General features: G+C 43.9%; 27 protein-coding genes and 1 tRNA gene. 13 read left to right on the top strand and 15 right to left on the bottom strand.

Annotated features, from left to right (window positions below; genetic code table 11):
• Positions 1-8: 8 nt before the first annotated feature.
• Positions 9-1,193 carry a sigma-54 dependent transcriptional regulator gene (locus tag ABLW18_RS03955; protein WP_347823562.1) on the bottom strand — a complete coding sequence of 395 codons (1,185 nt, stop codon included), beginning with the start codon at positions 1,191-1,193 and terminating at the stop codon, positions 9-11.
• A gap of 198 nt (positions 1,194-1,391) precedes the next feature.
• On the opposite strand from ABLW18_RS03955, the gene ABLW18_RS03950 reads away from it, so the two are divergent.
• Both ABLW18_RS03950 and ABLW18_RS03945 read left to right on the top strand, forming a co-directional pair.
• A complete protein-coding gene (locus ABLW18_RS03950; protein WP_347823561.1) occupies positions 1,392-1,772 on the top strand; it encodes a flagellar protein FliS in 381 nt (126 codons plus the stop codon).
• 15 nt (positions 1,773-1,787) lie between these two features.
• Positions 1,788-2,282 carry a hypothetical protein gene (locus ABLW18_RS03945; RefSeq protein ID WP_347823560.1) on the top strand — a complete coding sequence of 165 codons (495 nt, stop codon included), beginning with the start codon at positions 1,788-1,790 and terminating at the stop codon, positions 2,280-2,282.
• Between the two features lie 800 nt (positions 2,283-3,082).
• On the opposite strand, the gene ABLW18_RS03940 is transcribed toward ABLW18_RS03945, so the two are convergent.
• Positions 3,083-3,616 carry a hypothetical protein gene (locus ABLW18_RS03940; protein WP_347823559.1) on the bottom strand — a complete coding sequence of 178 codons (534 nt, stop codon included), beginning with the start codon at positions 3,614-3,616 and terminating at the stop codon, positions 3,083-3,085.
• 64 nt (positions 3,617-3,680) lie between these two features.
• The gene (locus ABLW18_RS03935; RefSeq protein WP_347823558.1) at positions 3,681-3,935 is read right to left on the bottom strand and encodes a hypothetical protein; all 255 of its coding nucleotides are present in this window, start codon (positions 3,933-3,935) and stop codon (positions 3,681-3,683) included.
• A gap of 159 nt (positions 3,936-4,094) precedes the next feature.
• Here ABLW18_RS03935 and ABLW18_RS03930 point away from each other — a divergent pair, with 159 nt between their 5' ends.
• From ABLW18_RS03930 to ABLW18_RS03910, 5 genes are all read left to right on the top strand, one after another.
• A complete protein-coding gene (locus ABLW18_RS03930; RefSeq protein WP_347823557.1) occupies positions 4,095-4,703 on the top strand; it encodes a peptidoglycan-binding domain-containing protein in 609 nt (202 codons plus the stop codon).
• Positions 4,704-4,789: 86 nt separating this feature from the next.
• The gene (locus ABLW18_RS03925; protein WP_347823556.1) at positions 4,790-5,497 is read left to right on the top strand and encodes a hypothetical protein; all 708 of its coding nucleotides are present in this window, start codon (positions 4,790-4,792) and stop codon (positions 5,495-5,497) included.
• A gap of 318 nt (positions 5,498-5,815) precedes the next feature.
• Positions 5,816-6,031 carry a hypothetical protein gene (locus tag ABLW18_RS03920; protein WP_347823555.1) on the top strand — a complete coding sequence of 72 codons (216 nt, stop codon included), beginning with the start codon at positions 5,816-5,818 and terminating at the stop codon, positions 6,029-6,031.
• 34 nt (positions 6,032-6,065) lie between these two features.
• The gene (locus tag ABLW18_RS03915; RefSeq protein ID WP_347823554.1) at positions 6,066-7,745 is read left to right on the top strand and encodes a chloride channel protein; all 1,680 of its coding nucleotides are present in this window, start codon (positions 6,066-6,068) and stop codon (positions 7,743-7,745) included.
• Between the two features lie 64 nt (positions 7,746-7,809).
• Positions 7,810-8,496, top strand: a complete 687-nt coding sequence (locus tag ABLW18_RS03910; protein ID WP_347823553.1) for a DUF882 domain-containing protein — start codon at positions 7,810-7,812, stop codon at positions 8,494-8,496.
• Positions 8,497-8,642: 146 nt separating this feature from the next.
• On the opposite strand, the gene ABLW18_RS03905 is transcribed toward ABLW18_RS03910, so the two are convergent.
• The 3 genes from ABLW18_RS03905 to ABLW18_RS03895 all read right to left on the bottom strand — a co-directional run bounded on the left by ABLW18_RS03905 (position 8,643) and on the right by ABLW18_RS03895 (position 10,047).
• The gene (locus tag ABLW18_RS03905) at positions 8,643-8,819 is read right to left on the bottom strand and encodes a hypothetical protein (RefSeq protein ID WP_347823552.1); all 177 of its coding nucleotides are present in this window, start codon (positions 8,817-8,819) and stop codon (positions 8,643-8,645) included.
• On the bottom strand, positions 8,806-9,018 hold the full coding sequence (locus ABLW18_RS03900) for a hypothetical protein (protein WP_347823551.1): 213 nt from the start codon (positions 9,016-9,018) through the stop codon (positions 8,806-8,808). Before ABLW18_RS03900 ends, ABLW18_RS03905 begins: the two co-directional genes overlap by 14 nt.
• A gap of 723 nt (positions 9,019-9,741) precedes the next feature.
• A complete protein-coding gene (locus ABLW18_RS03895) occupies positions 9,742-10,047 on the bottom strand; it encodes a helix-turn-helix transcriptional regulator (RefSeq protein WP_347823818.1) in 306 nt (101 codons plus the stop codon).
• 359 nt (positions 10,048-10,406) lie between these two features.
• Here ABLW18_RS03895 and ABLW18_RS03890 point away from each other — a divergent pair, with 359 nt between their 5' ends.
• A complete protein-coding gene (locus tag ABLW18_RS03890; RefSeq protein WP_347823550.1) occupies positions 10,407-10,844 on the top strand; it encodes a hypothetical protein in 438 nt (145 codons plus the stop codon).
• Positions 10,845-10,964: 120 nt separating this feature from the next.
• Here ABLW18_RS03890 and ABLW18_RS03885 read toward each other — a convergent pair whose 3' ends face one another.
• The gene (locus ABLW18_RS03885; protein WP_347823549.1) at positions 10,965-11,357 is read right to left on the bottom strand and encodes a hypothetical protein; all 393 of its coding nucleotides are present in this window, start codon (positions 11,355-11,357) and stop codon (positions 10,965-10,967) included.
• A 156-nt stretch (positions 11,358-11,513) separates the two neighbouring features.
• Between ABLW18_RS03885 and ABLW18_RS03880 the strand changes: the two genes are divergently transcribed.
• Both ABLW18_RS03880 and htpG read left to right on the top strand, forming a co-directional pair.
• Positions 11,514-12,155 carry a hypothetical protein gene (locus ABLW18_RS03880; RefSeq protein WP_347823548.1) on the top strand — a complete coding sequence of 214 codons (642 nt, stop codon included), beginning with the start codon at positions 11,514-11,516 and terminating at the stop codon, positions 12,153-12,155.
• Positions 12,156-12,500: 345 nt separating this feature from the next.
• On the top strand, positions 12,501-14,342 hold the full coding sequence (gene htpG, locus ABLW18_RS03875; protein ID WP_347823547.1) for a molecular chaperone HtpG: 1,842 nt from the start codon (positions 12,501-12,503) through the stop codon (positions 14,340-14,342).
• Positions 14,343-14,403: 61 nt separating this feature from the next.
• On the opposite strand, the gene ABLW18_RS03870 is transcribed toward htpG, so the two are convergent.
• Positions 14,404-14,480, bottom strand: a tRNA-Met gene (locus tag ABLW18_RS03870).
• Positions 14,481-14,568: 88 nt separating this feature from the next.
• Between ABLW18_RS03870 and ABLW18_RS03865 the strand changes: the two genes are divergently transcribed.
• A complete protein-coding gene (locus ABLW18_RS03865; RefSeq protein WP_347823546.1) occupies positions 14,569-15,990 on the top strand; it encodes an FAD-binding oxidoreductase in 1,422 nt (473 codons plus the stop codon).
• 58 nt (positions 15,991-16,048) lie between these two features.
• Here the strand turns inward: ABLW18_RS03865 and ABLW18_RS03860 are convergent, their stop codons facing one another.
• From ABLW18_RS03860 to clpS, 7 genes are read right to left on the bottom strand one after another with little or no spacing between them, the layout of a single operon-like run.
• Positions 16,049-16,432 carry a hypothetical protein gene (locus tag ABLW18_RS03860; protein WP_347823545.1) on the bottom strand — a complete coding sequence of 128 codons (384 nt, stop codon included), beginning with the start codon at positions 16,430-16,432 and terminating at the stop codon, positions 16,049-16,051.
• Between the two features lie 18 nt (positions 16,433-16,450).
• Positions 16,451-16,744, bottom strand: coding sequence for a hypothetical protein (locus tag ABLW18_RS03855; protein ID WP_347823544.1), 294 nt, complete (start codon positions 16,742-16,744; stop codon positions 16,451-16,453).
• Positions 16,744-17,124, bottom strand: a complete 381-nt coding sequence (locus ABLW18_RS03850; protein ID WP_347823543.1) for a hypothetical protein — start codon at positions 17,122-17,124, stop codon at positions 16,744-16,746. The genes ABLW18_RS03855 and ABLW18_RS03850 overlap by 1 nt, the downstream gene beginning before the upstream one ends.
• Before the next feature lie 34 nt (positions 17,125-17,158).
• Complete coding sequence (gene hemF, locus ABLW18_RS03845; protein ID WP_347823542.1) at positions 17,159-18,040, bottom strand: oxygen-dependent coproporphyrinogen oxidase; 882 nt, start codon at positions 18,038-18,040, stop codon at positions 17,159-17,161.
• Positions 18,041-18,048: 8 nt separating this feature from the next.
• On the bottom strand, positions 18,049-18,852 hold the full coding sequence (locus ABLW18_RS03840; protein ID WP_347823541.1) for an SDR family oxidoreductase: 804 nt from the start codon (positions 18,850-18,852) through the stop codon (positions 18,049-18,051).
• A gap of 39 nt (positions 18,853-18,891) precedes the next feature.
• On the bottom strand, positions 18,892-19,842 hold the full coding sequence (locus ABLW18_RS03835) for a class I SAM-dependent methyltransferase (protein WP_347823540.1): 951 nt from the start codon (positions 19,840-19,842) through the stop codon (positions 18,892-18,894).
• Between the two features lie 3 nt (positions 19,843-19,845).
• Positions 19,846-20,166: an ATP-dependent Clp protease adapter ClpS gene (clpS, locus tag ABLW18_RS03830; RefSeq protein WP_347823539.1), complete on the bottom strand. Its 321-nt coding sequence runs from the start codon at positions 20,164-20,166 to the stop codon at positions 19,846-19,848.
• Between the two features lie 102 nt (positions 20,167-20,268).
• Between clpS and ABLW18_RS03825 the strand changes: the two genes are divergently transcribed.
• Positions 20,269-20,958, top strand: coding sequence for an HAD family hydrolase (locus ABLW18_RS03825; protein ID WP_347823538.1), 690 nt, complete (start codon positions 20,269-20,271; stop codon positions 20,956-20,958).
• 188 nt (positions 20,959-21,146) lie between these two features.
• Complete coding sequence (locus ABLW18_RS03820; RefSeq protein ID WP_347823537.1) at positions 21,147-22,565, top strand: D-alanyl-D-alanine carboxypeptidase family protein; 1,419 nt, start codon at positions 21,147-21,149, stop codon at positions 22,563-22,565.
• Positions 22,566-22,612 lie beyond the last annotated feature (47 nt).

The following is a 22,612-nucleotide window of genomic DNA, read 5'->3' as shown; positions in this document are numbered from 1 at the left end:
TACGTTCCTCATCCAACCTTTACGTCAAGCTTTGAATTGAGCGCCTCAATGGTATTTCTTGGCCTTAAAGTTAGTTCATTATCGAAAACGATGTCGGTGTGCCCAATTTCATCGGCACAACTCAGTATTTCTGCGCGCTGAATAACATTGTCTAACTCCCTTACATTGCCAGGCCATTCGTGTTGTACGAGCTTATTTAAGGCCTCAGCTGATAAAACTTTAGGGGTACCATTTTCAGTAACATTCCGAGTTAATAAGTGGGCAGCTATAGCAGGTATATCAAGCGGTCGTGATTTCAGTGCACATGTTGAAACTGGAAAAACGTTTAGGCGGTAAAATAGGTCTTCTCTAAATTTGTTTGCTTGAATTTCTTGTAGCATATTTCTATTTGTAGTCGCCAATACTCTGATATCTATCGCAATCTCTTTTGTACTTCCAACTGGAGTCACTACTTTTTCTTGCAAAACTCTTAAAAGCTTAGATTGAAGCGTCAAAGGCATTTCTGAAATTTCATCAAGTAAAATAGTGCCAGAATGTGCTGCCCTAAAAAGCCCTACATTGGCTTGTAGGGCTCCAGTAAACGCTCCTTTTTCATGTCCAAAGAGCATTGATTCCAACATATTCTCAGGAATTGCCGCACAGTTCACTGCTATGAAAGCTTCATCTTTTCGTGCTGACTTGGCGTGCAAAATTTTTGCTACAACCTCTTTTCCTGTACCAGTGGGACCATTTATGAGAACGCTCGCATTAGATCCGGCGAGCTTACAAAGCAAATCTACCAAATCAGCGGTTTCTGGATCGTCACACGGTAAATTGACATGCTTGGCAAGGAATTGTTCTAAAAACAAATTTAAATAGAAGGAGTTCACATGCGACGATTCTGAGAAGTTTACGGGCATGTGAAAATACTTAATTGCACCGTTACGCTTAACTTTGATACCAAAAGTTTCAGAATTCGCTACTAGCACAAACACTTTTGTAATTTTGTGTGACCGAAGATATGTCTCGAATGTATCAGAATGTACGTCACAAGCTTTGGATGTTTCTGAAATAATTAGATGCCTCTCTTTCGAGATTGTCTGGACAGAGCCCTCGTCAGCTAAAATGGACCACTCCACGCCCCTTTTATCTAAAGCGCTACAGATGGTTTGGGTGAAGTCAGCGTCCCCAGCATCTATTAAATAATTTGTCATCATCAACCTCCAATGAGCGTATTGCACGCTTTGTGCCAAAAAAAATATATCAATAAATAACAATTAGATAAGAGTATCTTTATTCTTGAATTGCACTCAAAACGATCGGTGGTCATATTTTTGACAGCCAGCTAACATAATCCATGCGTGCGACGTTAATACTAATGAAGAGTTAATATTGATTACGAGGAGCTTATAATGAACACACAAGCGGCTATCAGTGGTTACACAGAAATCAAAAGCCAAACGCTCTCTCAGGAAAGTCTTGGATACAACGTCGTTGGCACCGCTTTAGTCAAACTTGAAGTAAGTTTAAAATCATTAGTCTCGTCCACAGACACGCAGGAGCGTAAAAAAGCGTTTGAAACATCCATACTCACCTTATATTTTTTGCAAAAGAGTTTAGACTTTAAAGCCCAGGGAGATTTAGCAATCAATTTGTATCGTCTATATGAATTCTGCCGGATTAAGCTTCTCGAAGTTGGCATAGACGGCAGCTCAAATAATTATGAAATAAAAAAGTGCCATTCCTTTATAAATGAAATTCGGGTAAGCTGGGATATCGTCAGAGACAAATAACTACCAGGCAATATCATGTATGCACCAGAATTTGTTTTCTCAATAACCTCAGCAATCGTCGCCGAACGCTATATCAGCTCAAATTTAGAAATTGGGACAGTTGCATACAAATTCGCTACGTTCTTACAAACCCGTTATGTCAATGAGAATGCAGAAAATATTAGAACCACAGCAGAAGCATTTATGCATAGCATGTTGGAAGCGGAAATTGGTAATGCAGATGTAATTCTACAGAATTATCAATATGAAAAAACTTTACAACGCAGTAATGGAAAACCTAGAAATTGGTCCCCCATCTTTGGAGATCCTTTGCAAAGCGTGAAAAAGAGGCTCTACACACCAACAGCGGTAAACAGAGATTTCAAAGCTTTTGTTTACAGGGCAAAGCAAAGTGGATCTTATAATTGCCCAACTGGTTGGTCACTCAGTAATCAAAAATCAAGCAGTTTCCTAAAAGATATGGCAAACCTAGAAGTTAGTGCTTTTGATATAATCACATCAGGCGATTAGGCTAGTGTGCAAATGAGGCCTAAGTTTAGGCGTCGTGGATACGTTGAAATATTTTGTCGCCGCTACGTTTTGTTGGTAAGCGGGCGAAAGGCTACTCTGGGACAGCTGCCTATTTTCGGCATGAATAGCAGAAGGCGTAAGATAAGGGCTAAATATTCTAGAAGTATACTCAGCGTTACCTTGACCTTTATCTGTACGATGCACCGGCGTTACAGTCTGCCCTGCCGAACTAAATGAATTTCTGTTAAAAATCCCCGAGACTGTTGGTTGATCCAACAACTTAATGTTAGAAGCGTGTGGCATGTATAGATCTAAATTCAGCATAGCTGAATTTTATACACTTTTAATTTACTATTTCAAGTTTTGCGAAAAAGGTTAGGGCTATGAAGCGAAAATGCACTTTTTGCGAAAAATCACGGCTAACGTTTGTTTGGCTTATTGCATTAGCAATTCTAATCAATGCAGTTTCAAATTTAATATACCATCGCGACACCCTAACTGTATTCGAAATACTAAAAATACCCCTTGTGTTTTGTCTACTTGCATTTTTAGTAAAATTTTTGAAACGAAACAAATAATTATGAATTAAGGCTTACGCTGCAGTAGTGACTAATGTCTGTTTAACAGGGCTCTGTTCGTCTAATTTTACTACTAAATTAGCCTTGTGCGTAAATTCGTCCGCACTGTTATAATAGCTGCACGAAATAACAAATTTCATCTCTGTATGTGAATTGGTGTTTTTTTCATTAAACTGCATAATCGGTCCTCCTTTCGAAGATGAGCATATTTCGTGCCATGAGCTAAACGATGTTATAGTTTATTATGTACACGTAGTGGATATCTGGATTAAAATCCTTCTCAACCAAATATTCATTCAATCCATCCATTATTCTGTTGGTCATTATTTTTCGCCCTTCAGGCGTTAAAAGCTCGTTGCTAATAGTATCTACAACCATAGTAGAAATCTCGGAAACTAATTCAGCTTCAATCTCATAAATAGCTTTTATAAAAAAATCAGCGGTTACGTTAGTCTGATATGTCGCGATAGCCACTTCAAAACTAAATAGTTCTTTGGTGTCATTTAATCGTCCTTGAAACACGTTCTCGATTTTCAAGTAATTATACTTATCGGCTAATATAGGATTACCATCACCCGGCACATCTTCAGAATTCAATTCTGACGCGCTTGACGCTTGAACGCTTTCAGCTTCCAGAAGCTCTTCGAGCTGCTCTTCAAAATAGACGCCAGAGTAATCAGCCTCCACTAACGTATGCCCGAAACTAAACAACAATAAGACCAGTCCAGCTGGTAAAAATATTTGCAAATAGAACACAGCGCACCTCCAATTAAGTTGGAGCAAAAAACATGCCACATTGTTTTTTGGTTATACCAGCTTTTTATTCAGTTTTTTCTTTAATTTCGACGCTGATGCCTAAACGGTCTTCACCATCACGAAGTAATTGAGAACCGGAAAGATCAGTCAAACCGTCAAAATCAACTATCGTAAACGAAACCACCGCCTGTGAGCTCGAAATTTGTGTTATAATTTCGTTTTCAACATATTTATGACGTAGTATTTCATAACTCTTAAAAAATTCCAACCAATCCCCAAAATCACCATTCGAAATATTTACTGTTGCAATTACATCCATTGTGTAAATTTTCCTATACGATATCCCAGACAACCACCAAACTTTCTATCAGATTATGACAAAATAGGAATTTTGCAAAACCTTTATCAAAAATTTTAAATAACTTTGGCACATAATTTGCGGTCCATCAGGGTATGTTATTTTGAGGAAACTATTCTTATGGTGTTTCAAAAACACACGAGCCTTTGCGCAGCTATGTTCTTTGCATTCGTTCCAACATTGTCAGACGCTAATTCTGCCTGCACGAAAGCGGCAAAAAATTTCAACCTTTGCTTAGACGACAAAATGGATAAGAAATTAATCTACTTAAACAAATACCCGAATGTGGATGAAACACTATTATATTATTCTGGAGGCATTTTACACAATGATCCAACACTCAACAAAGTTAACACACTCACTGAGCAACAAGACCCCTCAATTCAAGAAAATACCAAAAATTCAAATTTAATTCCAAAAGCTCAACCCACTACTACAGAGAACCCAAAACCCGTATATGATGAAATTAAGCGTAAATTTGGAGCATTATCTGTCGTTGAAAGAAAAAATGTTCAAAAATGCCTGCGTTACGGCTCCTACACAGGAAAAGTCGACGGCATCTGGGGAAATGAAACCTTCCGGGCGATAAAGAATTTTCAGATAAATTCAAGTAACGATACCGATAGAGATAACGGAAATGGGGACATTAGTGTAATCGCCAAAATTAAGAATTTATTTTCCAGAAAAAAATCTTGCTATGAATTAGTTAGCAAAGATTTCAAAATATAATTTTTTACTTCCAAATAAACGGTCAAAAATATACGATTTTAAAGTAATTACGGATCGCGATGTTTATTCGGTACTAGGAGTTCAAAATGTCTGAAACAAATCAAAATGAAGAGGCTAAGGTCAGTATCGATGTCTTGAGGGTCAAAGAAGACGAAAATACTTACATAAATAGTTCAAAAGAGCGCATGTACGACGTGGTCAACTTATTCGTTACCAACGCGGAAAATTCCATTTCGTTAAATGATTTCTCTCAAATCTTTAAAACCGTCACTGTTTGGATTAAATTCAGACCTCGCAAACTTGGGACTTATGTTGAGGTTATGAAGGAGCGTACTACGGATACAACAATAAGCGTCCGTTACAGCGCGGATGAATATATTCCGCATATTAAAGAAGTGCTGAGGGATCATAAAATTCGAGTTAAGTCGATTGCTAACAACGTTATGGAATGTCACACTCCAAAACCAAGCGATCAGGATATCGAAATAGCAGTGCAAAAAGTCAAGGTACTCGCTAATACGGCAAGATCGTCACTTTCCCAGGTAAAAGCCGATACAATTCAAAGGTTACAAGCTGCTCTAAAAAACGAATATTTAGAGGCCAAAGATGTCAAGTTTGCAATTTCCAATATAGAAAAAGTAGAACAACAAATGGCTGCAATGCTGACTTATTTTAGGCTAGAGAATGAAAAGAAACTTAGCGGCCGCAGATTTGAATTCGACAGTGTTGAAGCTAAGGATATTTGGTCAACAGTTAACAAAAAAATAAAGAAAAATGGTAGTATCGAAGTATAGGATATGAATGTTGTCAAAAATATACAACGTACAGGCATTCTATTCGCAGTTTTTCTGTGGATTTTTAGTCTTCCCGCTGAGGCTAACCCTACTTCGCAAAACCACGAACAAATTTTATTCAATTGCACACAAGACAGGCTAGAAAAGTATTTATGCACAAATATACCAGACCCTAATCCAGACATAATTTTATCACTCCCAAGACTCGAACGAAAAAAAATCTCGAGGTTCGTAAATGCTTTTCGGATCATGCCATCAATAACTAATCTTACAAAAAATACTATCGTACTCGCCAAAGTACGTTTAAGGTTTATTAGCATGTCCGATCTAGCTCATGACTTCATAATTCAACAAAAAATCATACCGAACGGCGAATCTCACACAAAACTTTCATACTTGATTAGAAGTGATGTCCCTGTACAAGCTGCCCTGTATGATGAGTTACTTTCTACTGTACAAAATGGTTCATACAGAAAGCTAATTCTGGAACTTTTAGAAGTGAAGTATGTAGAGCAGATCAAGAATTTAAATTAATCCGCAACTCAGACGAGATTAAGTGGAATATCGTATGTGGCAAAAAACCTTGAAGCTCGTGCTTGTCTCCATTTTGGTTGGAATTCTTTTGGGTATTTTTGGAGCAACTGCGGCTCACTATTTTAGGGCCGGAATTCATTTCATCGAACAATTTGTTAGTAATCGTTTTGATAATGCAAATCGTTTTGTTTTATTTTTTTGTAGTCTCAGTACTGCTGCATTTATAATAAGCTTAATCAAGGCAAAATTAAGTGTAATCAGATGGCATGGGCCGGCAGATACTATCTTTGCTGCACACAGGGTGGACAATGAACTTGATATAAAATCTGGTATTGCAAGCACTTTAGCGGCATTCTTCTCAGCCGCAGGTGGAGCATCAGTTGGTCAATATGGGCCATTAGTACATTTTGGGGCAACACTGGGCTCATGGCTTAAAGCAATACTCAAACTGCGTATTAGTACAGATATTGTCCTCGGTGGGGGCGTTGCTGCCGCAATATCCGCCGGTTTCAGTGCTCCTTTAACAGGAATAATTTTCGCCCACGAGGCTATATTACGACATTTTTCGTTTAAGGCATTAGCGCCAATCGCATTAGCATCCGGTACCGCAATTGTGGTCAACAATTACTTATGGAATTCATCAACATTCATAATGGGGCTTTATTCAGCGACAGACGTTGGACCAATGATATTAATTTCAATTGCAGCAGGCCCGTTCTTTGGCTTTGTCGCAATTCTTTTCATGTTCACAATTCTAACATTTGCAAAACTCCCAACGCAAATGGGCTTGAATCAATTCCAATCATTTTTAATAGCCATTACAGGATTAAGCATAATTGGAACTTTTTATCCCGAGGTTATGGGACTAGGTACTTCTGCAATAATAAACCTTACTACCGGAAGTACTTTATTTTTAATGGCAGTCGCAATCCTATTTGGAAAAATTATCGCAACAGCGTTATCCTTGGGATTTGGCTTTTTTGGCGGAGTTTTTTCGCCCGCTTTATTGGTAGGCGCCGCAGCAGGGTCCATTGCGACATCAGTCTTAAGTTGGATGGGGATACAATCGTTTCAGGGGCCAGAACTTATAATATGTGGGATGGCAGCTGTTGCTGGATCCGTTATTGGCGCTCCGATATCCATGATCATGATCGTACTGGAACTCACAGGCTCTTATAGTCTGGCATTAGCATCAACAATTGGGATCGTTACAGCGACGATGATCAGCGGTCAATTATTTGAGCATTCCATTTTCGACAAGCAACTTTTAAGTCGTGGTATTGATCTTTCACAGGGCCGTATGGGTATAAGGCTAATGGAAGAAAATATTACAAAGATCACATCGTCGAAAATTTTAAAATTCAAGCCTGAAGTAATTGTAGAACTAGCAAAAGCCAAAATGGTGAAAATGCGCGTGAACGAAGCTTATGTTAACACGCATGACGGGAAATATATTGGAAAACTTCACCTGAAATCATTGATATTTGCAAAGCCAAGTGATGCCATCATAAAATATACTGATACAGAGGCATTAAACATAAAATCAGATGCCTCGTTGCAACAAGCCATTGAGGCGGCTGCAAACTTTATAGGTGAAACAATACCAATAGTTGATAGAAAAACTGGAACCTTAATAGGCACAATTAACGAGGGTGATTTACTTAAAATGTACCTCGACCTACAGGGGCAGACCATCGATTTAGAGAAACGGTAATCAAAAGCTCCGCGCAGCGTAAATTCGTTCATCCATAGTGGTACGATATTTGCTAGCTTTCAGGATGGCGGTCCAAAAAAAAATATCGCGACGTGCGTTCTTTGCTATAACACTTTTGCCAGCTTTATCGGAGGCCAAGCCACTGATAGATTTTGGACAAGGTCTTGGCTTATTTTCAAATCAAGAAAATCCTATCAGCAGAAATAATTTCAATGGCCTCGCGTTACACAATGATCCAGAACCTGAGCTTGACAATTTTAATCAACTTAAATCAAACGATTTCTCGCGTATCGTAATAGAGAAAAAATTTAATTTAAAACTCATAAACGCTAATACTAAAGATGCGGTTACCTTTCAGTTTGGCAAAAACCATCGTCTTCGCAGCCAGGAAATTTCCAAGTTAAATCATTTTCTAAAAGATTGGCGAACTAATGAAATTAAGAAATTTGACACAATGGTATTAAATGATTTTTTAAAAATTTGCTCTTTGTGTTCTGGAAGAGGTGATGCCGTAAAGGTAAGCGTACATTCTGGATTCAGATCTAAAGAAACTAATGAATACTTAAGACGAAAGAGCCATAAGGTTGCTAGGAATTCAATGCACATTTTGGGAAAAGCCATAGATTTTTCTATTCCGGGTATGAGCGTTCAGCACCTAACCAAAATAGTTAAAGCTAACACTAAAGGCGGGGTCGGAAGCTATCCAACTTTTGTGCACCTAGACAGTGGCCCCCAGCGGTCATGGTCATAATTAGTGTCTATTGACGACAACTAAATTCGACCGGTTATATAATACGAGAAAATACGCTATTGGATCCAACCGCAGGCCTTTTACAATACAAATTAATGTTGTGCATAGGTCAAAATTTAAACATAAACAAATCTTAAAATCGTATATTAGTCACAATCTAAATATCCACTGATCATACATTTTTTTGCCCGAATGCGCGCACTGGAAATTTGTAACACTGTCATATTTTTCTCTAAATTTTGTTTATTCTTTCTGGCGACTACATCCCCATTTGATGCTGCCAAATTGTACCACTGATGCGCTAAAACTTTATCTTGTTTCAACACCAGCTCCAACCTCATACATATTACCTAAGTTAGCCATCGCAGTTGCACTTCCTAAACTGGCCTTGTGGCGCCACTCAATAATAGCCTGGGAGTACTTGCCTAACATATACGCTGCAAAACCTTTGTCAAAACTTTGTGAAAACGCATTTTGGGCAGTTAAAAAAAGGATATGCGCTGCAATAAGAAAAAATTTCATTAGCGAATTTCCAAAAAACAATAACTTACGAAAATCAAATTTATAACCCTAATCATTCGAATACGTTCAAAGACCCTGTCATGATGCAATAGTGGATCAAGATTCTCGTGAGAATTCTATGTCTGCGCGATCATTCTACTAACATTCTGTTAACATTTGGCTCATTAGTTCAATTACATTGTCTAGAGACGCTTATAACTTGTGACGATATGGCCCTGACAGTCACAAAACGCCTACCTATCTAAAGTACCAAAGCCATAAGTAAAATTTCTTTTTTAGCGGTGTATTTGCCAACTCAATTTACTTTCCTCCAGATAATTTCACGTTAAAGCAGATACCGCATAAACGGCACCGAGTATCGGTAAACCTATTATTATCAATGATAATAAGATCCGTGCTGCGTGCCACAAAAAATAACTATTTGTGTGTGAATTGTCGCTCATTTTACTGCCCTCTTTTTTTATAACTTTGAATCTAAGAGAATAAATCAATAAATCTATAGTAAAATATTACCTAAAAACTAACTTATGTGAACAAACAACCAATTGAACGATTCCAGAAAAGACACACAACATGTGGCAAAATAAGTTGCAAATAAGCAACATGGCAGAGCCAACCAAAATCTCCAACTTGAGAAATAACAACGACACGACCGGCTTATTTCTGAAAAAAGTCAGCTTACCAAAGTCACTCTCACTAAAAAAGATGCCTAAGAGATATAGGCTAAGAAACCTTAATAGAAAATCTTCCATTCAGAAGATGAATGTAATTTAAAAGCCAAGCCCTCATATTACGCTGTTGTTCAGAGCCCAACGAAAATCCAGTCTCAATACAGAAAGTAGCGAATGCCTGATCGGGATTTAAACCGAGATAGTGCGCGTACGAACGGACATAACCGGGAACAAATTTCAAACATCGGAACGCGGATATATCCCCACTTTCTATCGCTAAAATATACTTCTTTGATAGCCGTAATTCCAACCTCACGTCAGTAATGGTCTTACCTAGCGTCGCACGCTCACCTCGCATAATGTCACCCAGTGTTACCTCACATTTATCAAACTGTTGCAACATTTCGAATTTAACCCATTTTCTTGTTTCTAGGATTTCTGAAATCGATTTCAAAAGCTTCGCCCTGGATGCAAGAATATCATGTCAGAGCAGCAATCAGCAAGTCAACGCAGCCACAAAAAATAGTCACAAATACTCTTCCAGTAGAATTCAAGAGGGTAAATAATGCAAATATCTCTGATTTTTAGTCTTAAAATCAATTGAGTTTAATAAGTTAAAATGTATTAATAAAATAAATAGATAACCGGAAATACACAAAGATATTCCCAGTAATCCATTAATCATGTAGAATAATTAAAAAGATAAGAAGTGAAATTATGCGAAAATTGAAACATAAAGTAATCTCTTTAACTCTAATTCCATTCAATTTGGCTATTATGTCGACATCAGCGCTGAGCGCCGAGGTTCCATGCAATGTGCAGTTGGAGTTCGACAGTAACTCAAAGGGTTCAGTCGCAAACTACGTACTCTCATTACAATTGAAAAATACTACTGGTCGGCAAGTGATTGGTGCGTCGGTATTGTATGGCGATGCGAATAATTACCAGCTCGGTAATGCCATGCTCATTTGTTCAAATGGACTAAAAAACGAAGTTAGTCCAGGAAGTTATGGTAGCTGTACAGGCGTGCTGCAAAAGGTAGATGGCGCATTTATGAACGCTTTTGGAAGTGAAAAGTGGACTGAGATAGTTAATACACAATTAGAGAAGTTGAACGCTGTTAAAAAATGTGAAATTCTTGGCTTTTCTTATTGAGAACAATGTCTCCAATATTTTCATTATGCAACACAACACTAACACATGTTAAGAAAATAACATCATGCAAATTAGTTCAGACGTTTAATGGTTGCATGCAAGTAGCCACCATAACCGAGCTTAATTTTTGAATGTATCTCTTAAGGAATCGAATGTATTTTTTAATCGATCGGAAATATTGCAATCTACTTCAATTATCATTTGTTTTTGAGCCGGATGCGATTCAAAATCTGAAGTTACGTTCCTGAATTTTGGATCCAACTGGATTTGCAATGGGTTACCTTCAACTGTTCGAAGGTAAGCTTTGCTAAAATTAAAACCCACATTTTTTTTTGTCTCTAAGTCGACCACAACAAATGAGTCATGGGATAACTCGCAATTAGTTACAAGTTGTATTTCGGCAATTATTTCATCTTCCGATCTGATTAACCGTAGATTTTTTTCTATAGCAACTCGAAAAGTAACAAAATTGGTCAGCAAAATTAGAACGATAATCAAAAACATATTTTTCATACGCAATCACATTCCTATTTATCGTTTGGTGAAACATGGCCAATAACGCATTTGGCTAGCCCTATCGATATTATTATATTACATATTTATTCAATTCCTATCAAATATCGTTAAAATATCAGCAAACCATCAATTACAATTTGGCGGGAGAAAATTTTGTTAAGTACTCAGAAAATATTCAACGCGAACCTACAAGTTAAATACAATAAACGCTTCAAGAAGTATGGCCCCAACCCCGAGGGTAGCTATTGGCTTAGCGCTCACCGGCAGGACTTGCGCTTCGACGTTATCTTTGAACAAGTGATAAAATATAGAAATAAGGAAGGCTTTTCTATTGGCGACATCGGCTGTGGCTACGGCGCATTACTGCCATATATTGAAAATAAGTATTGTGGCGAAAAAATAAACTACTCGGGATACGATATTTCAAAAGAATTGATTGACTACTGTAAGGGAAATTATCACCAAAATTGGGTAAAATTTTTTAGAGGATCAAGACCGGTCAACGACTTAGATTTTTGTGTAATTTCCGGCGCGTTTAACCTCAGCGCTACCAAAATATATTCTGAATGGGAGGATCATATTTTTAGAACGCTTTCTGATTGTTGGCAAAAAACGGATATAGCGCTTGTGTTTAATCTGCAAACAAGCGACACTCCTCATGTTTCCAAAGGATCAATTTTTTATGGAGATAGGCAAGTTATTGCAAACCGATGTAACTCTTTGTTTGGCAATACTAGTCAACTACACATTAGCCAACTACCTCATGACACGACTTTTATTATCAAGAGAGAATAATCAAATTTTGAGAATGAAATATCTTATGATTTAAATATCGTAAATACAGATACTTAAAATAAAACGATCGTGATGTCCTACTCAATGTGTTAAATTTAAACGCGAACATTGCAAAACCTCTCGCTGCAACACACAATCTGTCTCCAAATCTGTATAGATTCCAGAATTTTTGTTTCGATAGGTACCTGCAAGCTCACCCTGCCCGTTTCAAGCTCATTTTATCTGACAGTGCAATTTAAACTGTAACTGATGCAAGCATTCAGTTTGGACCAGCTACTGTGCAAAGGAACATATTGCAAAATTTAATAACGTCACTATCTATCGGTGCAAGCAGTGGAGGTAAATATGACGGTACAGACTCATAATTTTGAAGCAGATACAGGCAAAATTCTAAATATTGTTATTAATTCACTCTACTCCGACAGAAACATATTTTTGCGTGAACTGCTTTCGAATGCTTCGGATGCGATCCAAAGGCGCAAATTTCTGGGCCAGACCCAACCGCAACTACTCAATGATGGTGCAGATGAGATCTGCGTTCACCTAGATGCAAAGAAGAAAACGATTGAAATTATAGATACGGGCATTGGATTGAGTGCGGATGATCTGACAGAAACATTTGGAACAATCGCACGTTCTGGAACCTCATCGTTTTTAGAAGCTATCGGTGAAAATTCTGATAACAAAGACACAGCAAAAACACTTATTGGTAAGTTTGGTGTGGGTTTCTATTCTGCCTTTATGGTCGCTGAAAAGGTTGTTGCCAGAACGAAAAAGGCTGGCGAAGATGAAGCTCACATTTGGGAAAGTGACGGCAAAACAGGTTACACCATCAGTTCATCAAGTGATGCACATGAAACTGGTACCTCGATAAAACTCTTCTTGCGCAAAGATGCCAAAGAGTATGCTGACAGTCAGAGGCTCAAGGCACTCATTAAGAAATATTCAGATCATATTCTTGTACCTATTTTTGTAAGTGCGAAGGATTTAGAAAAAGAACAGGCTAACAGTGGACAAGCGCTTTGGACAAAATCACCTTCTGAAATATCTGCGGAAGAATATTCAGAATTTTACAAAAGTAGCTTGGGCGTCTTCGATGAACCATTCATCACTCTACATAATAAGACTGAGGGATCCATAGATTTCACTAATTTGTTGTTCGTCCCAAAGACTGCGCCCTTTGATCTGTTTGAACCAGAGCGGAAAACAAAAGTCAGCCTTTACATCAATCGTGTGTTTATCAGCCAGGATGTCAATGGAATGGTTCCAACATGGTTACGTTTTGTAAAAGGTATTCTAGATACGACAAGCCTCGATCTGAACGTTAGCAGGGAGATGGTACAGAACAGTCCTGTCATCAGAAAGATCTCAAAGTCTGTCACTAAAAAAGTGCTGTCCGAACTGAAAAAGAAGCGGAAAAAGGACGAGGCTGAATACGATGCATTTTGGGAACAATTCGGCAAGGTTATCAAAGAAGGTCTTTACGAGGATTTTGAAAATCGTGAAAAAATTGCAGAAATCACCCGAGTTTATTCGCTTAAACACGAAAAACTTATCAATCTCGATGATTACATCGAAGAAATAGGCGAAAAACAGGACAAGATTTACTATCTAGCAGCCGACTCCCTAAAGCAGGCGAAGTCGAGTCCGCACCTAGAGGGCTTCCAGGCCAAGGGAGTTGATGTCCTTCTCATGACAGATCCCATCGATGCATTTTGGATGTCCCAGATGGTTTCATACAAAGAGAAGGCGTTTTTATCTATCTCACGTGATAAGTATGACCTATCAGAGTTGGATGACGAAGCTGCAGCAGAAAAATTGGATGTCGAAGAAACCAATATCATTGCTGCATTGATCAAAGAGTACATCACTGACTTGGTAGAAGATGTTAAACCAACATCCGCACTGGTGGATAGCCCTGTGAGGCTAGTAGCAGGTGAGGGTGGATTAGACTTCAACCTCGAACGAATTCTCAAAGCACAAAATCCCGACTTTGAAGGCGGAAAGAAGGTATTGGAGGTCAATTGCAATCATGACCTCGTAAAAAAGATACCATCACTTTCGGCTGATTTGCAAAAAGCCGTAAGCAGGGTTTTATTTGAACAAGCACGGGTCCTAGACGGTGAAATGCCATCAGACCCACAGCAATTTTCAAAAGATCTAATTGCTATAGGGAATGCACTTTAAGCTAAATAGTAGTCGTTATTGAACTTCTTTAGCTGCTACCGTTTTGAGGGTGTTGAAAGTTTGGTAGCGGCACAGGGACTTGAACCCCGGACACGCGGATTATGATTCCGCTGCTCTAACCAACTGAGCTATACCGCCTCTGGAAGCGGGAGATAGGCAATGCGGCGGCGCTCGTCAAGCACTTATCTGACTTGCTATTTCCTATTTTTTTGCCCTAGCATCGCTTATGGAACTTTTAGATCAAATTCGTGCCAATATTGGCGAAAAATATGTGGTAACAGGGCAGGATGCACAGGCTTGGACCCACGATTGGACGGATGCCTATCACTGGCAGCCCTTGGCTGTGACCCGCCCGGCCAATACCCAAGAGGTGCAAGCGATTGCCCGCGCCTGTTTCGCCCGAAATATCGCTATGGTACCCGTCGGGGGCAATACCGGCCTGACTGGAGCGACCAAGGCGCAGGATGCGATTATGATCAGCCTAGATCGGATGAATGCTATCAGGGAAATCAAACCCAATGCGCAAGTCGCCATCGTAGAAAGCGGCGCGGTGTTGGACAGTATACACAAAGCGGTTGATGCCCATGATTTAATTTTTCCACTCGTTTTTGGCGCTCGTGGATCGGCGATGATCGGCGGTAACCTATCGACGAACGCAGGCGGCTCTAATGTGCTGCGCTATGGCAACACGCGCGATCTCTGCCTTGGTTTGGAGGTGGTTCTGGCCGATGGTCAGGTGATGAATTTGATGTCGGAACTGCGCAAGGACAATACCGGGCTCAATCTCAAGCATATGTTCATTGGTGCAGAGGGAACTTTGGGCATTATCACAGCTGCGGTTTTGCGCCTTCACCGAAAGCCTCTCGCCTATGTCACGGCAATGGTCGGATTGCGCCAATTGGAAGATGCGCTACCGCTGCTCAACCGCTTGCAAAATGAAACCGGAGGCGGGGTCGAAGCCTTCGAATTCATGCCAAGGCGGTATATCGAGCGGCATATTGAAAGAATTTCTGGTGCTGAAGAGCCTTTTGAGGACGTCCATGAGGTGAATATTTTGGTCGAAGTGGCCAGCACGCGCGTATCTGATTTGCAGTATGACGAGAGCGGCACCCCTAAACTGCAAGCAATTTTAGAAACGGCTCTCATGGATATGATTACCAGCGACAAGGCGCAGGACGCAGTCATTGCACAAAATGAAGCCCAGAGACGGAGCATGTGGGCGCGCAGAGAGGCCGCCGCCGAAATCACCGTCGGCTTTCCCGGCGCGGTGGACACGGATGTCGCCGTTCCGCTCGAAGCGGTTCCAAATTTTTTGAAGAAGATCACAGCCCGAGTCCAGAAGATTGATCCAGAGGGTCAAGAATTCTACCTGTCACACTTGGGCGATGGGAATTTGCATTATACATTCTACCCCTCAGATACGAGCGGCCGGTTCAAAGAGCCCATTACGGAGGCAGTTGAGGATGTGGTCCTTAAGTTGCAAGGCAGCTTTTCAGCCGAACACGGCATCGGCCTGTCCAAACGCAATTCAATGGCGCGGCGCAAAGATCCTGTGGCTTTGGAGATGATGCGGGCCATCAAAACTGCTTTAGATCCGAAAAATCTGATGAACCCTGGAAAGGTCTACCCGGATCAAGAGATGCGTTAACGGCGCAGCCCGGCGTTTCCGCCGGGCGCAGATATATCGGCTGTAATGGCTGGCCTCATTAAGAGCTCGCAACCACAGATCCTGTGAACGTCAGCTTGATATTTCGCACGGCATCTAGGATCGGTCTGAAAATATAATTCAAATGCTCCATCCCATAGGTACCTCGGAAATCAAAGTGTTCGCTGTAGATCAGTCCACTCATATTAGCCATGGCCCAGGCACGACCGATCATGTTCTTTAATCCCTGCGGCCCGCACAGATAAACCTGCGTATCTTCGCTCATATCACCAATAATCTGTAACAATCGCGGCAGTGTCAGCCCTTCATTGCGATCATCAGACAGGACAATCAAATTGAGCTGCGGCAGGCGTCTTGCGTGGCGCTCTAAATCCCGGATCGCTCCAGCAGATTCACGGGACCGAATGCCAAAAATCAAAGTCACACGGGCCCCAACATCTGGCTAAATACGCTCAAGTGCGGAAAGAAACGGCGTGATACCAACACCACCAGCGACCCAAAATTGTTCTTTTGGCTGGCTGTCAATCTGCGGCAAGAACCGTCCCACTGCGCGGCCAATCCGAAAACGATCACCAACTTTAACCGTGGAGACAAAATTATCGGTACAATCCCCAGCGGCACGGATGACAAAACGCCGGGTCATTTCATCTCCGCCAGCAATGGTAAACGGATGGGCTTCGGCGCGCAGGCTCTTGTGAGAAGCCATCGCGAGTTGTACAGGTTGAAACTTCGACATCAGTTTTTTTTCGAGCGGAATGTGACATCCACACCGCCGTCAAATGGGATGACGCGCTCAACCTCAACCAAACGTGCTGGAACCAATTTACGCAGCAACGTCTGGCACCATGCGATGACACCCACGATTGAAACACCCGCCATCAATGCCCAAGGGGCAGCGCCCACGGCCAAAGGGCTGGCGACTAAAAAGGTATGAAAAGCCGCCAAGAGGGATAAGGGCCCCATCAAAATATGGCTCGCTTTCCAGATGCGATATGGGATCACCCGCAACATGGCCACAAGTGTCAAAACACTCAGTCCAATTATTGCTATTAGACCCGCAGTGCTGCCGCGTCCTGCCAACTCCGGCAAAATGCCCAATCCGAAGGGCGAGGCCACCTGACCAACCCAAAGATCAGCCGGCCAAAGAGGGTTAAGTCCATTTTGCCAAAGGCGGCAAGCTCATCAAAACAGCATCTGGATCGTGGCCCGTTTCGAGACCGAATTTCGTACCGCGGTCATACAGCAAATTATACTCGGCATATAAACCGCGGTGGATCAATTGCGCGTCGCGCTCTGCCGCGCCCCACGGCTGATTAAGCCGCGCTTCGACCAATGGCGCATAGGCGGGTAAAAATGCCCGTCCGACATCTTGCGTGAGCGCAAAGTCTTTCTCCCAATCGCCGGTGCAGTGGTCATCATAGAAAATACCACCCACGCCGCGCGCGCGCTTGCGGTGGGGAATGTAGAAATATTCATCCGCCCAAGCTTTGTAGCGCGGATAGATATCTGCCCCATGCGCTGCGCAATAGGACTCTAAAACCCCATGAAACTGCGCAGTGTCTTGCGCATATTCAATACAAGGATTGAGATCAGACCCACCGCCAAACCACCAGGCATGCGTCGTCCAAAACATACGGGTATTCATATGGACAGCCGGGCAATGCGGATTTTGCATATGCGCCACAAGCGAAATTCCCGCTGCCCAAAATCTTGGATCATCGCGCATGCCGGGAATCCCTTTGCGCGCGGCCATAGCCTCCTGCGCACGCGCACCCAAAGTACCGAAAACTGTAGAGACATTGACCCCTACTTTCTCAAACACCCGGCCACCGCGCATCACGCTCATCAAACCACCACCGGCATCTGAGCCATCTTCCGCTGTGCGCTGCGTTGGGGTGACGGTAAATGCACCGCAGGGCGCATCTATCTCATGCTGCGCTTCTATCGCTTCAAAACGGTCAACAATATCGTCACGCAGTTGGCGAAACCATGCGCTTGCAGCGGCTTTTTCGGAATCAAATGTCTCTGTCATGGATCTCTTCAATGCAGCGATGTGTTCACCGCGTCAACCAGGCTGCGGCCTCCATCTACGGTTAATATTTCACCCGTGACAAATGACGAGCTGTCTGATGCTAAAAATTGCACAGCTTCCGCGACCTCCGTCGGACCCGCAATGCGCCCTTGCGGCGTCGCCGCTAAAATAGCTTCCCGGTGATCGGGATGTTCGCGGAGATGACCTTGCAAGGATGCCGACATTACAGATCCAAAAGCCACTGCATTCACGCGCACGCGCTCTGGCGCCAGGCTTACCGCCAGGCATCGGGTCATTTGATCAAGCGCGGCGCAGCTGACTGAAAATCCCATCAAGTCCGATTGCGTTCTTTGAGCCGCGATAGACGAAAGATTGATGATTGTGCCGATACAGGGACGCGTGCTGTCCTTGCCCTGTTTGATCATCCGCCGGGCCACCAATTGCGAGAGTTTAAATCCCGCCATGAGATTTTGGTCCAGCATGGTTTCTATAGTTTCATCCTCTTGCTCCAGAGGCGCCGTGCGCAAAATTTGCCGCGCCCCATTGACCAAAATATCGACTTGATCGAAAGCATCCAAAGTGGCCGAAAGCAAATTGGCAATGGTCAATTTCTCCCGCAGATCTCCGGCAAAATAGCCGATATTGCTGGCCTCATCGGCCATATCACCTACTTCAGCGCGCAAACGCGCCTCATCTTTATCGGCAAACATGACATTTGCGCCCGCATCAGCCAAATGCCTTGCGATCGCTAAGCCCACACCATTAGCAGCGCCCGTGACGATGGCCGTTTTACCAGTGACTGAAAAAGACATGGGCGCTCCAGAAGTTGCGAATCTTAGGCAGTCTAGCGGTTATTTCCGCTTTGGGCGAGATGCCTGGAACAGCTTAAATCGACCGTTGCCCGGAAGCTCCAGCACCTTCGCAAAGCACTGTTCTAGCGTCGTTTCATATGGAAGATGACGATTGGCGACCATATAGACTGTCCCGTTTGGCCGTAAACAACGCCGGGCTGCGGTGATAAACGCACGGCCCAATTCAGGATCGCCCTCTCGCCCAGTGTGAAATGGCGGGTTCATCACCACCGCATCATAAAACCCGTTCCAGTCGCGCGCATCCGCCCAGTGAAGCTCAGCGCGCGGATCATCAACATTGCGTTTGGCACAGTCCAAAGCGAAGTGATCGGCCTCAACCAAATCAAGCCGCGTGACCGAGCTTCGCTTTACAACCTGCGCTGACAAATAGCCCCAACCAGCACCAAGATCCAGCACATCACCCGCCAAATGCTCTGGCAAAGCCTCCGCCAACAAGGCCGATGCAGGATCGACCGTACCAGCAGAAAACACCCCCGATTGCGTGACGAATTCGCCGAAATTCTGATCCACCGCACGCAGGCTTGGCAATAGCGTTCCGACAAACCAAAAAAGGCGCCCATGAGCCTTGGTGATCGTGCCTTGAACGTTGGTCAACTTGCGCAGCGTCTTGTAGTGGCTGTCTATCCCATCTGTTTTTTGCCCGTCCACAACCACAATATCAGCGCAAGCAGCAGCTTGTGCAATAAGATCTGCGGTCTGTTGCTTCGAACGTGTGCAACAGACCACCGCGAGCGCAAACCGCCGATCTGGCAGGGCGACATCACAGGCAAACCCTTGATTCCGCCAAGCGGCATTTAGCGCGACATGCGGCTGAATGATCAAAGGGGCCGAAAGTCTGGCAGCATCGAATCCCACCGGTGGATGCAACAGAGCAACCGGCCCATCGCTGCGCGCGAGCCCTGTGTCAAACGCAAGGGAAAGACGCGCCACGGGCTATTCTTTTTCCATGGTGCATTGAAGGGGGTGTTCATGGCGCTGCGCCATATCCAGAACCTGCGCAACTTTGGTTTCCGCAATCTCACGGCTATACACCCCAACAACTGCAAGACCTTTTTTGTGCACTGTAAGCATGAGTTCAAAACTTTCTTGGTGAGTCAGACCAAAAAATCGCTCCAAAACCATGATTACAAATTCCATAGGCGTATAATCATCATTGAGGATGAGAACTTTATATAGCGGCGGGCGTTTGGTTTTCGGGCGGCTTTCCAAGGTCACACCGAAATCGCCCTCATCTTCGGGAGTGTCTGCTGCCATGGTCCAATGCGCCGTCACAATGTTCACCCTCTGATCGCCGGTTTGCAAAATCTCTGTCTGAACCTCTATATAAAACTATAGACGTTAATGGAAAGGGCCAGCTTGCCGAGCAGTATCAAAATTTTGGGCCTCGATGCCGACGACACGCTGTGGCAGAATGAAGAGTTCTTTCGCCTCACCCAGGACCGTTTTGCTGATATGCTCAGCGCCTATATGCCGCCCGCCCCTCTACACGAAGAGCTATTGGCCGCCGAGCGACGCAACTTGAGACGCTATGGCTATGGGATAAAGGGGTTTGTGCTATCGATGGTGGAAACGGCGATTGACGTGTCCAAAGGCCAGCTCCCTGCCCATGTGATCCACGACATATTGGTGATGGGGCGCGATATGTTGAACCATCCCATTCATCTCTTGCCGGGCGTGGCCGAATGCCTGCCAAAACTAGCAGAAGATTATGCGCTGGTGCTCGTGACCAAGGGCGATCTTTTGCACCAGGAGCAAAAATTGGCGCAATCTGGCTTGGGAGATCTATTTGACGACGTCCATATCGTCAGTGAAAAACAAATCACAACCTATCAAAGAATTTTCGGAGCGCAGCTGCCGGAAACCGCCATGATTGGCAATTCCATAAAATCTGACATTCTACCGGCGCTTGCGGCCGGTGCCGCCGCGATCCATATTCCGGGGCGCTATGAATGGGAGATGGAAAAAGCAAGCGCACCGCCCGACAGCCCAAGATTTTTTAAAGCTTCCTCGTTTAATAAGGTCAGCGCGCTCTTGTTGGAAATATGACGATTTCAAGGCAAGCTCTGCGCTGCACACAAGATCTAGTGGGGGAAATATAAATTCGCGTAAATAGGCGATCGTCAGTCCTTAAAATAGCCTCATTTTAGCTATTCTTTCACTGATTCGTTTGTGCTAGACTATCTACGAGCAAAGCACGGTAAAAATTCCGGCGCATAAAAAGTGAGGCAGCAGGCGTGAAACACCGGCTCATATCCTATATCATCGCAGCCTTTTTTGCGGTGTCCCTTTCTCCGTCCGTAGCGCTTCAGGCCGCGCCCTATGCTGCGGTGGTTATGGATGCGCGCAATGGTAAAATTTACCACTCCCGCAACGCAGATACCCGCCTGCATCCGGCATCCTTAACCAAAATGATGACGCTCTATGTCGCGTTTCAAGCTATTGAGAAAAACGAAATCTCACTGGACAGCTATGTGACCGTGTCGCGCAATGCTGCGGCCGAGCCGCCCTCAAAACTCTGGCTCAAACGCGGCCAGAAAATCAAACTGCGCTATCTCATCCGCGCTGCGGCCATAAAATCGGCCAATGACGCGGCCACCGCAATTGGTGAGGCCATTTCAGGCACAGAGGTGGCATTTGCCAAACGTATGACCCGCACGGCCCGCGCCATGGGAATGTCGCGCACAACGTTTAAAAATGCCCATGGTCTCACACGATCCGGCCATCTCTCTACGGCCCGCGATATGTCCATTTTGGGCCGTCATATGATTTATGATTACCCGCAATATTATAACCTATTTTCGCGACGCAGTGCCAATGCGAAGGTTCGCAAGGTGAACAATACCAACCGCCGCTTTCTCGCAGCCTATAGGGGTGCCGACGGAATAAAGACCGGTTACACCCGCGCCGCTGGCTTTAATTTGGTTGCCTCCGCCGAGCGCGGCGGGGAGCGCATCGTCGCTACAATGTTCGGTGGATCCTCCACAGCGGCGCGCAACAAACGTGTCGCACAGCTCCTGGATATGGGCTTTGACCGCGCGCCCTCCACCGCCAAGCTACAACGCCCCAGCCTGCCACCCTACAATCAAAACGAAAACGAGCATGGTGGGAAAACCCTGCGTCTGGTGACAGCGGTGAAGCGCTCACTCCGGCCCAAAATGCGCCCCTTTGGTGAAGCCAGCGCGCCAGAAGATGTTGTTGTGGCGACGCTGCCCGAACTGCAGGTGCAGCCTGATGACATACTAACAGCCGTTCAATCCGCCACATCCGGCGCCGTGGCGGTACAGGTCTCGACCTCGACCTATGACCCGGATATGTCTACCACCGCGCCGCGCGCCCGGCCGCCTCAATTTTCCTTTGTGGCCGCACCCGTAGCAGAGCAAGAGACCGAGACAGTAGCCCGCCGCGATGCCTCCGGCAGCCGCAGCTGGGGTATCAATATTGGAAAATTCAGCTCCCGCTATGAGGCTGAACGGGTTTTGCTCCGCATGGCTTTGGCAGAGATGACCACATTGGATGGCGCCGAACGCAAAGTCAAAGCCCGCGCCAGCGGCTATGACGCCCTGTTCACCGGTCTGACACAACACAGCGCAGATCTCGCCTGCCGCAGGCTCCATGCCCAGGAAATTTCCTGCACGTTGGTGGACCCAAGCTAAACCGCGCGCCCCCTGCGCCCCCGCACCGTGCGTCTTGCTCTTCTCCC

The organism is uncultured Planktomarina sp., from assembly GCA_943788425.1.
Classification (GTDB): domain Bacteria; phylum Pseudomonadota; class Alphaproteobacteria; order Rhodobacterales; family Rhodobacteraceae; genus Planktomarina.
The sequence above is the reverse complement of the archived record's forward strand: the minus strand, read 5'-3'. Positions and strand labels throughout refer to the sequence as shown.